Genomic DNA, 13,026 nt, shown 5'->3' on the forward strand with positions numbered 1-13,026 from the left:
TTTCTATAAAAATTCAAATAGCGATTGTTTTTTATTATAAAACGATTTCACAATAACTATACATATAATCTACATTTCTTAATCTCATCAATTATTTTTTTAAACTAATATCTAGGTCTTAATATTTATAATTATTCCAAAATCGACCAGTATATTAAATATTCACTAGGATTATACCGTATATATTCACTTGTGAAAAGAAAATTATGCATATTTTGCTTCTTATTTTCCTTTACTAATTTCTACAAGAGGCTCTTTTATAAAATCCCAAATAATTTTACCATCCTAATTTTAATAGATAATTTTTTTCGATTTCTAAAGTCAAGCCTTCCTATTTTTGCTAAAATCTTTTTATTTGGTAAAGTCTTACTAGTATCAAGAAATTTTACCAGGAGGTTAATTTGTTAAAAAATAAGAAAAACGCGATTATATTTTCAATTTTCGCCATGCTTTTGTGGGGATCAGCCATTCCTACAATAAAAACAACCTATGCCGAGTTGGCCGTAAGCCCTGCAGATACAGGCGCAAAAATTCTCATAGCTGGCATGAGGTTTTTTATGGCGGGGATTATTACTTTTATATATTTAGGACTTTTTAATAAGGAAAAAATAAAGAAAAACGAAATAAATTGGAAATTTATAATATTTATAGGCATCATCCAGACCTTTATCCAATATATTTTCTATTATATAGGTCTCTCCCACATAGCAGGGGTCAAGTCGTCTATAATCCAGGCTTCAAACTCCTTTATTGTAGTAATTTTCTCCCTTCTCTTGCTGCCTGGCGATAAGATTAATAAAAACATGATTATAGCCCTAATCCTAGGCACCGCAGGTATTATCATCACAAACATGGGAAAATCTGGTGGAGAAAGTGGTTTTAAGCTAACTGGCGATGGCTTTATCCTGATGTCTACAACAGTTAACGCCCTTTGCACAGTCCTAATAAGAAAATACGGTCAAAAGGAAAATTCCTACTTCCTCATGGCCAGCCAATTTATAATCGGATCAATATTAATGATTATAACTGGCCTATTACTAAAACAAGAAAACCTAGTTTTCAACACTAAGGCGATAGTTTTATTAATTTACGCTGCCTTTATATCAGCTACTGCCTTTACCATTTGGGCACTTGTGCTTAAATACCATTCTGCTGGAGAGTTTGGAATTTACAAACTTTTTGTACCACTTTTTGGCTCAATCCTTTCGGTAATATTCCTTGGCGAATCATTCACCATCTACCTTGCCATCGGTATGGTCCTTGTATTGGGAGGCTCTCTAGTCTTAAATTTAAATAAAAATTAAGAACTTAAGAAAAAGAATTCTGATTAGCTTACTGATTCTTATCTCCATTTTAAAATATCGAAAGCAAAAAGGATGTGAAAAAAATCACATCCTTTTATTGTTTTATTTCTCATCAGCAGCATTTTGTCCTGCTATTCTACCAAATACAACTGTATCTACTATCGCATTTCCACCAACTCTGTTGGCTCCATGGATGCCTCCAGTTACTTCTCCGGCTGCATATAAGCCCTTGATTGCATTGCCATCTTTATTTAGTACATGGCAGTCTTTGTCAATTCTCAATCCTCCCATTGTATGGTGTAGGGATGGAACTCTAGGTACACCTACAAATGGCCCTTTTTCAAATTTAATTGTTAAGTTCTCACGACCAAATTCATCTTTTTTATCATCAACCGCTTTATTGTATTGGTCTATGGTTTCTTTTAAATTCTCGTAAGGAACATTCATTTTTTCTGCTAGTTCCTCAAGGGTGTCGCCCTTAACCCATCCAAATTCACCATTTTCTAATACTGTTTTGAAATCTTTGCCTTCTATGGTTTTTTCTGTATCAAAATCAAGTGCATCTGATGAATGTATTAGCCACATTTCCCCATCTTTTTGATCAAATATTGCCTTGCAGATTACATCACGTCTACCATCTTCTCTGACAAATCTCTTTCCTTCTTTATTTACAAATAAAGTTTTTTCTGCGCCCAAATCTACAAGCCCTGTTATTTGACCCTTCTTTGGTATGCCTAAGTATAAAAATTGCATTAGACCCATATCAACTAGGTCAGCTCCGGCTTCCTTGCCCATAGTAATACCATCGCCTCTTATTGAATCGAGGTTGGTAGATATGGTGTTTTCATCTAGGTTTGGCCATTTTTCTGCATCTTTGTATTCTACAACCATTTCTGCATTTTTAGCAAAACCACCAGTTGAAATTATGACTGCTTTGTTTGCCTTTATCTTTACTTCTGATCCATCGTGGTTTTCACAAACTACTCCGCTTACCTTATCGCCATCCATCAGAATCTTTTTGGCTGTTGTTTCGGTTAAGAGCTTGTAATTTTCTTTGTCTTTTAAGTTCTCTTCATAGGCTTCTATTAGGCCTGTACCATTTGGTTTTACTGCTTGATGAGTTCTAGGATAAAGGGAGCCTGCTCCTTGGATTATCTTATCTTCAAATTCAGTTCCAAGTTTTTTAAGCCATTCTAGTCCATCATAAGCATTGTCTGTCAAAGTTTTTACAAGTTCTGGATTTGCAGCTTTGTCGCCTGCTTCGAATGTTTGTTTAAAGAATAATTCATTTGAATCTTCTATGCCTTGAGCTTTTTGTTTTTCTGGATCCGGTGCATTATAAATACCTCCAGATAGGATAGTATTTCCACCAACATAGCCATTTTTCTCAACAACTATTACAGAAGAGCCCTTTTCTACAGCCTCAACAGCAGCTGCTAAACCAGCTCCACCACCGCCTAGGATTACTACATCAGCATCAAGTTCACTTGGATATTCTCTATCTTCTTTGTATTCCTCTTTGAACTTGTCAGCTATGTTTGCATCTTTAAGGGCGTTTGTAACTGCAAGCATAAGTCCCTTTGATGAAGCAGTAGCGCCAGTAACTGTATCCACATTTACAGATTGGCCCTTCTTAATTCTTTCTGCAACTATCGGCATAGCTACTTTGCCAACGCCAGCTGATTCTAAATTCTCAAGGATTTCGATGTTTTCGATTTTTCCATCTTTCAAGTCAACAGCTACCTTAATATCCCCGCCGTAGCCTGGACCTGTGGCTTCAAACTTTCCTTCAGTTTTTTCGCCTTCTTTTTTCTCTTCCTCTTTAGAATCTTCTTTTTTGTCAGCTTCATCTGCTTTTTCTTCTTGCTTTTTTTCTTCAGCAGGCTTTTCATCTGATTTCTGGCAAGCTGTTAAGCTGGACAGCCCCAAAAGTAAAGCTAAGGCTAAAGAAATCCTTTTCTTGTTGTTCATACTTTACCCCTTTCATAATATTTTCTATAAGTATAGAATATCACATTTTTTTAGCCAAGTAAACAATTATCAATATCTGGTAATTTTCGCATTCACTTAAAAGTGATACCTTTTGAAAATTTCTACTCGAGGTTTGATTAGGAGTTTTGTTTCTCACATGTCGCAATAATTATAAGCTTTTTTAAGGTAAAACGTTTTTTTATATTTCTTTCTTTGTAGGGGCTGTAAAACTTGACTTTAGTCTTTAGAATGATTATAGTTATTATTACAGATGCATATCTGAAAAATTTTTTAAAGGAGAATAATATGGCTTTAATAGGAAAAACATTACCAGAATTTAAATTAGACGCTTATAACCCAGCTAAAGAAGAATTTGTTACTGTATCTAACGAGGACTTAAAGGGTTCTTATACAGTTCTTATCTTCTACCCAGCTGACTTTACCTTTGTTTGCCCAACAGAGCTTGAAGACATGCAAGAATCATACGCAGAATTAAAGGCCCTTGGCGCTGAAGTTTACTCAGTTTCTGTAGATACCCACTTTGTTCACAAGGCTTGGCATGACAACTCTGAAGCTATTGGCAAAATCGAGTACACAATGATTGGTGATTCTAATAAAGAACTTACAAGAGAACTTGGCCTACTTGACGAATCAGGCAAGGCTCACAGAGCAACCCTTGTTCTTGACCCAGACAATGTTATCCAAACTATAGAAATCAACGCTGATGGTATAGGTAGAAAAGCTAATGTAAATATAAACAAGGTTAAGGCTGCAAAATACGTTGCAAGCCACCCAGGTGAAGCTTGCCCAGCTAAATGGGAAAGCGAAGCTGACGCAACACTTACACCAGGACTTGACCTAGTAGGTAAAATCTAATATGTTAGATCAAAATCTAAAAAACCAGTTGGCCCAATATTTTGACCTCTTAAAAACAGAGGTCACTATTGGGCTTTCTGCTCATAATGACGAAAATTCAAAGAAAGTTAAGGAATTTGTTGAGGAAGTTGTAGGACTTTCTGATAAGATTAGCCTTATTGAAAAAGACCTACCACTTACTCCTTCCTTTGAAATAAAGGGTTCTTTTGACCACGGAAGGATAATCTTTGCAGGCCTTCCTCTTGGCCACGAGTTTGCATCCTTTGCCCTTGCCATGCTCCAAGCGGGCGGCATTGAGCCAAAGATTGATGACACTGACAAAAAAAGAATAGAATCTCTTGGCCAGGCAGATTTTGAAACCATAGTTTCTCTTTCTTGCCACAACTGCCCAGACGTGGTCCAAGCCCTAAATATAATGGCGATTTTAAATCCTTCTATCAACCACACCATGATCGAAGGCGGCATGTTCCAAGACCTAGCCGAATCAAGAGATGTTCTCGCTGTTCCTGCTATTTTTAAGGACGGAGAATTTTTCGAAGGCGGCAAGCAATCCCTATCAAGCCTTTTAGACAAACTTGGAACTAAGATTGATAAAGGAGAATTTGATAATAAGGAACTTTTTGATACCCTAATCATCGGTGGCGGTCCAGCAGCAGCTACAGCCGCAATTTACGCAGCTAGAAAGGGCATCAAGACAGGCCTTGTGGCCAGCGAATTTGGTGGTCAAGTCAATGAGACCTTGTCTATAGAAAATATTCCTGGTTTCAAATACACAGAAGGCCCTAATTTTATGGCCCAAATGAAAGAACAAGTTTCAAGCCTAGGTGTTGACCTAATGACAGGAGTCCTTGCTGATGGGATAAAAACCCTTGACGACAAGGTGGAATTAAGCCTTGATAACGGAGCTAAGCTTTTTGCAAAGACAGCAATTATTGCAACTGGTGCTAGGTGGAGACTAATCGGCATCCCTGGTGAAACTGAGTTTAGAAACAAGGGAGTTGCCTATTGTACCCACTGTGACGGCCCACTCTTTAAAGGCAAAAACGTCGCTGTAATCGGTGGTGGAAACTCCGGCATAGAGTCGGCAATCGACCTTGCAGGAATTGTAAAACACGTCACCGTACTAGAATTTTTGCCAGAACTAAAGGCAGATGAGATTTTACAAAAGAAATTAAAATCACTTTCTAATGTGACAGTCATAACAAACGCCCAAACAACCGGCCTTTATGGTGAAGGCAGAGTTGAAAGACTCGAATATACTGACAGGCTAAGCGGTGAAGAACACAAACTTGATATAGCAGGTTGCTTTATCCAAGTAGGATTAATTCCAAGTACCGAATGGCTAGAAGGTTCAGGCATAGAAAAAAATAAGATGGGAGAAATCATCACAACAAAGGATGGATCTACCAACGTTGAAAGAATCTACGCCGCAGGTGACGCCACAGATACTAAGTTTAATCAAATCGTAATCGCCGCAGGCACAGGAGCCACAGCTGCCCTCGGCGCTTATAATTACCTAATGGTAAATGAATAAAAAAAGAAATCGTCCCCCGGGGCGATTTTTTATTTGCAAGGGATAATTTCCTCCTATTTCCTTGTAAATCTGCCAGTTTTAAATCTCTTAGGCAAATCATTAGACGAGTCTTATTTTTAAAGGTATAGTAAGAAAAATAATTGAATAGAGTGTTGCAAAAGCAAAGATTTTGCTTGAAGGGTGGATTGTTTCTATTAGAAAAAGAAAAGAGGAGATTAATATGAAAATTATCGGCGACGGATTTACTTTTGATGACCTACTTCTAGTTCCAGGCCCATCTGAAGTTTTGCCAAATCAAGTAGATATCAAAACAAACTTAACAAAGAAAATTAAGCTTAATATTCCATTAATGTCAGCATCAATGGATACTGTCACAGAATACGAAATGGCAATTGCTATGGCTAGACAAGGCGGCATTGGTATTATCCACAAAAATATGTCAATAGAAGAGCAAGCTGCCCAAGTTGACAGGGTTAAGAGAAGTGAGCACGGAGTTATAACCGATCCTTTCTATCTACACCCATACAACAACCTTGGCGATGCCCTTGATATTATGGCACATTACAGGATTTCAGGTGTGCCAATAGTTGATGATAATATGTACCTAAAGGGAATTTTAACCAACAGGGACGTGAGATTCCAAGATGACGAAAGCGTACTTATTGACGATATAATGACCAAGGAAAATTTGATCCTAGGCCACGAAGGTATCAGCATGGAAGATTCCATTAAAAAAATGGAATCTGGCAAGGTTGAAAAACTCCCAATTGTTGATGACGAAGGTAAGCTAAAAGGCCTTATCACAATCAAAGATATAGAAAAAACCAGACAATATCCAAATTCAGCAAGAGATGCCCAAGACAGACTCATTGTTGGTGCTGGCGTTGGTATCACATCTGATATGATGGAAAGAGTTGACGCCCTTGTTGGTGCAAAAGTTGACGTAATCGCCCTTGATACTGCCCACGGCCACTCCAAAGGCGTGATGGAAGCTGTTAAGAAAATTAAGGCCAAATACCCAGACCTCCAAGTAATTGCTGGCAACATCGCAACAGGCGAGGCTGCAAGAGATTTAATCGAAGCAGGAGTTGACTGTGTCAAAGTCGGTATAGGTCCTGGATCAATTTGTACAACCAGGGTTGTAACAGGTGTTGGTGTCCCACAAATATCTGCCATTGTCGACTGCGTTGAAGTTGCCAAAGAATACGGCATCCCAGTAATAGCAGATGGTGGTATCAAATATTCAGGAGATATTACCAAGGCCCTAGCTTGTGGTGCTAATGTCATCATGGCTGGTTCTCTTTTTGCAGGTACTGAAGAAAGTCCGGGAGAAACAATCATGTTCGAAGGTAAGCAATTTAAGGAATACCGCGGCATGGGATCTCTCGCAAGCATGAAATCAGGTTCATCTGACAGATATTTCCAAAATGACACCAAAAAATTCGTACCAGAAGGCGTTGAAGGACGTGTTGCCTACAAAGGTCTTGTTGGCGATGTTGTCTACCAACTTTTAGGCGGACTAAGATCTGGTATGGGCTATGTAGGAGCAGCAAACCTCAAAGAACTTTACGAAAAATCAAAATTCGTAAAAATCTCCCCTGCTTCCCTAGTAGAAAACCACCCACACGATATTCAAATTACAAGAGAATCTCCAAACTATACAAAGAAATAGTCATGATAAAAGTGACTGGCAAAGAAAAAAAGCCAGTCACTTTTTTTAATTTTTTCTGTTTGTATATATTTTTCAATCCTAACTTAAACTAATTTTGCTTCTTATTTTAAAAATCAATTCCAATTTTTAAACTATTATAAATTTTAAGTCAGATTCCTATCTTTTTCTAGAAAAATTATAATTTATCTTATATTTTAGGCCAGAATTTATTTTGTTTTAAAAATAAATCAAATCCTCAATTTCCCTTAAAATACCAACATTAAACTTATGTATAAAATCCTAATTTACCCTTGCTAATTTATTATTTTTGCTCGATAATGCAAATCATTCTTGACATCGCAGTTAATAGGTGTTATCATTATCGTAGTTAGTTGATCGATTGACAAAGTTAAAATACAAAAATATGAGGTACTTATTATGAAAAACAATAAAAAAATTGCATTAACAGCCCTACTTTCTCTAGGTCTTATCCTAGCAGCTTGCCAAAAAGACGCAGCTGATACAAAAACAAAGGAAGATACTAAGGCTGAAACAAAGGTTGAAGAAACAGCTAAGGACGAAAAACCTGCTGAAAATGAAAAACCTGCTGAAGAAGCTGAACAAGCAAGCATAGCTGACTGGGAAGGCGAATGGAATAACATGGGTGGTTACCTAGAAAAAGCTGAAATCCAAGACGCTTTCAAAACTCTAGCTGAAAAAGAAAAAACAGACGAAGCTAGTGCCAAAGAAGCTTATCTCAAAAAGAGAAAATGTGACTTCGGTGGACTCGAGATTAAAGGTGACCATATTAAATTCTTAAAAGAATTCCCAGATGCTAAGGGCGAAGTTATCGGTGAAGCTGATTATACCTATAAAGAAAAAATAGAAGTAGAACACGGTGGTCACAAGCTTGAATGGGACGTATTTGAAGCAAAGAGCGAAGATGCTCCTTACAAGGTTCTCCTAATGATGCCTATCCACGGTGAAGAAAGTCTAACCCACTTCCACATGAGATATGGTGATGACAAGGATAGCCTTCTTAAGGAAGAAGGCTGGTACCCAACATTTGTAAAACCATCTTCAACTGACCAACAAATTATAGATGAAATTACTGAATAAGATTTTCTCCCTTGGCCAAGTATTTCTTGGCCAAAAAAATGGGAGAAGAAAATTTCTTACAGTTTTTTCTATCTTCGTTCTTATTTTGGCGAGTGGGTGTTCAAAGAAGTCTAAGGAATCTGGAAATAAACCCCTAATTTATACTTCATTTTACCCAGTCCACGACCTTGTCCAAATGATTGGCGGAGACACTGTCAATGTTGAAAGTTTCATGCCTGTAGACAAGATGCCCCACGAATGGGAACCTTCTCCTAAGGATATGAAAAAACTCGCTTCTTGCGACCTCTTGGTTGTAAATGGGGCCAACATGGAACCTTGGTTAGATACCGTAAAGGAAAACTTGCCAGACCTTGATATCCTAAAGCTTTCTGATTCTGTAGACCTTATTACCTATAAGGGTGCAGCTGCTATCGGTGATTTTCAATACCTAGCAAGGCTTGATATAAAGGCTGGCAAAAATAAGATTGACTTTGGCCACACCCATGAAGACATGATGAGGGTTGCCTTTATAAAAGATGAAGGCCTTGACCAAAAAGACTTGGTCAAAAAAGCCAAGGAAGTCATGAGCCAAAAAGGCGAGCTAGTCCATCAAAAATCTACCAACAAAGTAGAAGAAGGCAAAGTTTACGGTATTGAAATGGGCCACGAATCCGGCGAGGTGTTTTTTGATTTCCCTGAAGATGGCAAGTGGATATTTATATCCGATAGGGTTAGTGAGGACTTGCTCCCTTATAATTTCGTAGACACTAAGGGCAATTTCTTAAAGGATGAGGGCAAAGAAGTCTCTCTTATGGAAGGCTCTTCATCAGGTTTTGACAAAATTACCTATGACCCTCACTCTTGGATTTCCATAGTAAATGCCAAGAAATACCTCAACGCCATCCAAGAAAAATTGATTGAAAAATATCCAAAAAACGAAAAAACTTATAGAAAAAATAAACTAAAATATGTAGACCAACTGACAGATATAGACGCAGAATACACAGAAAAATTCTCCAAGCTAGATAAGTCTAGGAAAAATTTCCTAACCCTACACTATGCTTACGCCTATCTGGCTAGGGACTTCGACCTTACCCAGTACCCTCTCCAAGGCCTAACCAGCCTTGAAAGCCCAAGTCTTAAGACAATCAAAAAGGCTATAGATTTTTCGGAATATAACCATATTTCAACAGTCTTTTACGAATATGGGCAAAACCCAAAACAGGCCGCTTCCCTTGCCGAAGAGATAGGCGGAAAAACTTCTCCCCTTGCCTCTATGGAATATTTGACCAAAGAGCAAAAGGATAAGGACCAATCTTATATTGATCTTATGAGAATGAATCTTGAAAATCTCTACAAGTCTATGGTCGAGGAGGAAAAATGAAAGCAATAGAAATAAAAAATTTGACTTTTGCCTACAATAAAATCCCCGTCATAAAATCTTGTGATTTTGACCTAGAAATGGGAGATTTGGCCCTCATCCTCGGTGGAAACGGCAGTGGCAAGTCAACTTTAATAAAATTAATGTTGGGTGAATTGAAAAAAGATTCAGGTTCTATAAAAATCTTAGGCAGGAATATCGAAGATTACAAGTCCTATAAGGACATCGGTTATGTTCCCCAAATAAATATAGTAAACAAAATATCCTTTCCTATAACCTGCCTAGAGCTCGTATCTTTGAACCTTTACGAGGACTTTGGCATAATCAAAATCCCTAGAAAGGCCCACTACCAAAAGGCAAGGGACATCCTTATAAAAATGGGCATGGAAGAATACATCAATACTCCAGTCAATGAATTGTCCGGTGGCCTTGCCCAGAGGGCTATGATAGCTAAAGCTATGATCAACAACCCTCAAATCCTGATCCTTGACGAGCCTACAGCAGGTGTCGATAAGGAAAGCAAGGCAAACTTTTTTGAAACCATAGATATACTTTCTGAGAAATTTTCTATAACAATTGTCATGGTCACCCACGAACTTAAGGAAATGGAAAGTCTTGACCTAAATATGCAAAAATATGAGATGGTAGAAGGGAGGCTAGTAAGATGTTAGAATTTGCTTTTATGAGAAAAGCTCTTTTTCTAGGCTTTCTTCTTTCAATAATGATTCCAATCATCGGTATTGTAATGGTTAACAGAAAAACCTCCATGATTGGAGATGCCCTCTCCCACACAGCCCTTGCTGGTGTTGGTATGGGCTTAATCTTAGGTTTTGATCCCCTACTTGGATCTGCAATAATTTGTGTACTGGCAGCCTTCCTAATAGAATTAATAAGAAAAAAATTTCCCCAATATGGGGATATGGCAACAGCGGTAATCATGTCGACAGGCCTTGGTATAGCTGCCATCCTGTCAGATTTCGCTCCCGGTGGCAATTCCTTTGAATCTTACCTTTTCGGTTCGATTTCATCGGTAACTACAGCTGATATTATAAATACCTCTATTGTATTTATCCTGGTTATTATCCTTTCTGTCACCAGGTATTCAGCCCTCCTAGCCATCGCCATTGACCCAAATACTGCAAGGCTATCTGGGGTTAAGGTCCAAAAAATGGACGCCGTCTTTACCCTCCTTGCAGCAATTACTATAGCCTTGTCTGTTAAGATAATCGGAGCCTTGATGGTAACAAGCCTCATCGTCCTTCCGGTTGCAACTGCCCTCATAGTCGCCAAATCCTATAAACAAACCTTTTTCATAACTACTATACTTGGCGTGATTTACATGATGGTGGGAATCATTGTTTCTTACCATTTTGACATCAAACCAGGTGGCGCTATTGTGGTCAACGCCCTTATCGGCATGGCTGTATTCGCTCTTTACAAAAAATTTGTAAAAAAATAAGCCAAAGCCTTGGTCCCTCCAAATTTTCCAAGGCTTGACTTAGAATAAACGCTGAGTTAAAACCCTTTTAAATATTAAGCTAAAGATAGCTAGGAAAATCCATACTTGGATTGCCTAGCTATTTTTTATGCTTCGTATTCGCCTAGTTCTTCCTTGTATTTTTTTATTAGTTCAGGTTCAGTGATGTCTTTTGCCATCACATCTATTACGATTTTGCCCTTATTTAACATGATTATCCTGTCAGAATATTTTATGACATCCCTTAGATTATGGGAAATTAAAAGGGTGGTGATTTTTTCTGTATCAATAAGGCTCCTGGTCTTATCCATTACATTCCTACTTGTCTTTGGATCTAGGGCCGCTGTATGCTCATCAAGGAGCAAAAGTTTTGGCCTCTTGGCTGTTGCCATCAAAAGCGATAGGGACTGCCTTTGGCCGCCTGAAAGAAGGCCGGTCTTGGTGTGAAGTTTGTTTTCAAGACCCAAATTCAAAGACTTAAGCCTTTCTATAATCTCTTTTTCATCAGCGTTTTTCTTTAGGTTTTTTAGGGTGAATTTCTTGCCTTTCTTTAAGGCAAGGGCCATATTTTCGTAAATATCAAGGTTGGTTGCGACTCCGTCTTTTGGATCTTGGTTTACTTTTCCAATATAGGCTGCCCTTTTTTCTTCGGAAAGCTTGGTCACATCTTCACCATCAATTAAAATCGAACCACCATCAACTTTGAGTGACCCAGAGATTATATTCATAAGGGTCGACTTGCCACAGCCGTTTGGGCCTATAATGGTTGTCGCTACTCCTTCTTCAATTTTTAGAGAAAATTTATCGAAAATTGTCACTTCCTCAGGAGTGCCAAGGTTAAAAGTTTTTGATATATTTCTAATTTCTAACATCTTTTACCAACTTTCTGTACTGTTTTTTGCCTAGGTAATTATTGTAGGCGATGAATGCTATTACGATTAGGGCAGTGATTAGCTTTAGGTCATTTGGATTTAGGCCAAAGAAGATTGCAAAGCCTGAAATTATCCTATAGACAATGGCTCCCAAAATTGCCCTTGTAGTATCTCTTAGTTTGTTTGAATTTTTGGCAATTGTATCACCGATTATAATTGAAGCAAGGCCTGTAACAATCATGGCTGTGCCCATGCCTATATCGGCAAAACCTTGGTAATTAGTCATTAGACCTCCCGCAAGGCCAATTAGGGCATTTGATATAATTAATCCCAAAAATACATAGGTATCTGGGTCCTTGCCTAGGGCCTTGACAAGTTTCCTGTTGTTGCCAGTGACCTTTAGCAAGTATCCCTGCTCGCTTCTGAGAAAATGGTCGATCAAAAATTTTATTACAAGGACAAAGGCGAGGAGGATTATCCATTTAGGAAGGCTGCCAAAAATTGATGGATACTGAGCAACCGGAATATTTGACACTCCCTTAATCTTTAAATTCACTGAATAAAGTATGGTTAGGGTCAAGATACCTGTTAAAAGAGGCTCGACTCTCACTTTTTTATAGAGAAAATAAGTGATAGAACCTGCTGCCGCACCGCCTAGAACAGATAAAACAAGACCCAAATAGGGATTTAAACCGCTTGTAATAGCTGCCGCTGTAAGAAACGCTCCGAGTGGGTAGGATCCTTCCAGAGTTAGGTCATAGTATTCCAAAATTTTGTATGTGACCATATAGCCCATGGCGAGAACTCCGAAGATTAAGCCAATTTCGACCGATGAGGCCATGATATTTATTAAAACTGTCAT

At 38.2% G+C, this 13,026-nt stretch carries 11 protein-coding genes; 8 read left to right on the plus strand and 3 right to left on the minus strand.

Annotated elements, in window-relative coordinates:
• The first annotated feature begins 401 nt into the window (after positions 1-401).
• Entirely contained in the window at positions 402-1,304 is a 903-nt protein-coding gene (locus J2Z38_RS09060; protein ID WP_209774940.1) for a DMT family transporter, read from the plus strand.
• Positions 1,305-1,406: 102 nt separating this feature from the next.
• Here the strand turns inward: J2Z38_RS09060 and J2Z38_RS09065 are convergent, their stop codons facing one another.
• Entirely contained in the window at positions 1,407-3,275 is a 1,869-nt protein-coding gene (locus tag J2Z38_RS09065; protein WP_209774942.1) for a flavocytochrome c, read from the minus strand.
• Positions 3,276-3,581: 306 nt separating this feature from the next.
• On the opposite strand from J2Z38_RS09065, the gene ahpC reads away from it, so the two are divergent.
• The 7 genes from ahpC to J2Z38_RS09100 all read left to right on the plus strand — a co-directional run bounded on the left by ahpC (position 3,582) and on the right by J2Z38_RS09100 (position 11,274).
• On the plus strand, positions 3,582-4,151 hold the full coding sequence (gene ahpC, locus J2Z38_RS09070; RefSeq protein WP_209774944.1) for an alkyl hydroperoxide reductase subunit C: 570 nt from the start codon (positions 3,582-3,584) through the stop codon (positions 4,149-4,151).
• A gap of 1 nt (position 4,152) precedes the next feature.
• A complete protein-coding gene (gene ahpF, locus J2Z38_RS09075; protein ID WP_209774946.1) occupies positions 4,153-5,685 on the plus strand; it encodes an alkyl hydroperoxide reductase subunit F in 1,533 nt (510 codons plus the stop codon).
• A 220-nt stretch (positions 5,686-5,905) separates the two neighbouring features.
• Entirely contained in the window at positions 5,906-7,357 is a 1,452-nt protein-coding gene (guaB, locus tag J2Z38_RS09080) for an IMP dehydrogenase (RefSeq protein WP_209774948.1), read from the plus strand.
• 417 nt (positions 7,358-7,774) lie between these two features.
• The gene (locus J2Z38_RS09085) at positions 7,775-8,455 is read left to right on the plus strand and encodes a ZinT/AdcA family metal-binding protein (protein ID WP_209774950.1); all 681 of its coding nucleotides are present in this window, start codon (positions 7,775-7,777) and stop codon (positions 8,453-8,455) included.
• Entirely contained in the window at positions 8,439-9,818 is a 1,380-nt protein-coding gene (locus J2Z38_RS09090; RefSeq protein WP_209774951.1) for a metal ABC transporter substrate-binding protein, read from the plus strand. Before J2Z38_RS09085 ends, J2Z38_RS09090 begins: the two co-directional genes overlap by 17 nt.
• Entirely contained in the window at positions 9,815-10,486 is a 672-nt protein-coding gene (locus J2Z38_RS09095; RefSeq protein WP_209774952.1) for a metal ABC transporter ATP-binding protein, read from the plus strand. Before J2Z38_RS09090 ends, J2Z38_RS09095 begins: the two co-directional genes overlap by 4 nt.
• Entirely contained in the window at positions 10,480-11,274 is a 795-nt protein-coding gene (locus J2Z38_RS09100; RefSeq protein ID WP_209774953.1) for a metal ABC transporter permease, read from the plus strand. Before J2Z38_RS09095 ends, J2Z38_RS09100 begins: the two co-directional genes overlap by 7 nt.
• A 125-nt stretch (positions 11,275-11,399) precedes the next feature.
• Here the strand turns inward: J2Z38_RS09100 and J2Z38_RS09105 are convergent, their stop codons facing one another.
• On the minus strand, positions 11,400-12,164 hold the full coding sequence (locus tag J2Z38_RS09105) for an ABC transporter ATP-binding protein (protein WP_209774955.1): 765 nt from the start codon (positions 12,162-12,164) through the stop codon (positions 11,400-11,402).
• Positions 12,151-13,026 carry an ABC transporter permease gene (locus J2Z38_RS09110; protein ID WP_209774957.1) on the minus strand — a complete coding sequence of 292 codons (876 nt, stop codon included), beginning with the start codon at positions 13,024-13,026 and terminating at the stop codon, positions 12,151-12,153. The genes J2Z38_RS09105 and J2Z38_RS09110 overlap by 14 nt, the downstream gene beginning before the upstream one ends.

The organism is Anaerococcus degeneri (assembly GCF_017874475.1).
Lineage (GTDB): Bacteria > Bacillota > Clostridia > Tissierellales > Peptoniphilaceae > Anaerococcus > Anaerococcus degeneri.

Excerpts from the sequence above, each read along its gene's own strand:
- J2Z38_RS09065 (WP_209774942.1), bottom strand. The coding sequence starts at position 3,275 with ATGAACAACAAGAAAAGGATTTCTTTAGCCTTAGCTTTACTTTTGGGG.
- ahpC (WP_209774944.1), top strand. The coding sequence starts at position 3,582 with ATGGCTTTAATAGGAAAAACATTACCAGAATTTAAATTAGACGCTTAT.
- ahpF (WP_209774946.1), top strand. The coding sequence starts at position 4,153 with ATGTTAGATCAAAATCTAAAAAACCAGTTGGCCCAATATTTTGACCTC.
- guaB (WP_209774948.1), top strand. The coding sequence starts at position 5,906 with ATGAAAATTATCGGCGACGGATTTACTTTTGATGACCTACTTCTAGTT.
- J2Z38_RS09085 (WP_209774950.1), top strand. The coding sequence starts at position 7,775 with ATGAAAAACAATAAAAAAATTGCATTAACAGCCCTACTTTCTCTAGGT.
- J2Z38_RS09090 (WP_209774951.1), top strand. The coding sequence starts at position 8,439 with ATGAAATTACTGAATAAGATTTTCTCCCTTGGCCAAGTATTTCTTGGC.
- J2Z38_RS09095 (WP_209774952.1), top strand. The coding sequence starts at position 9,815 with ATGAAAGCAATAGAAATAAAAAATTTGACTTTTGCCTACAATAAAATC.
- J2Z38_RS09100 (WP_209774953.1), top strand. The coding sequence starts at position 10,480 with ATGTTAGAATTTGCTTTTATGAGAAAAGCTCTTTTTCTAGGCTTTCTT.
- J2Z38_RS09105 (WP_209774955.1), bottom strand. The coding sequence starts at position 12,164 with ATGTTAGAAATTAGAAATATATCAAAAACTTTTAACCTTGGCACTCCT.
- J2Z38_RS09110 (WP_209774957.1), bottom strand. The coding sequence starts at position 13,026 with ATGACAGTTTTAATAAATATCATGGCCTCATCGGTCGAAATTGGCTTA.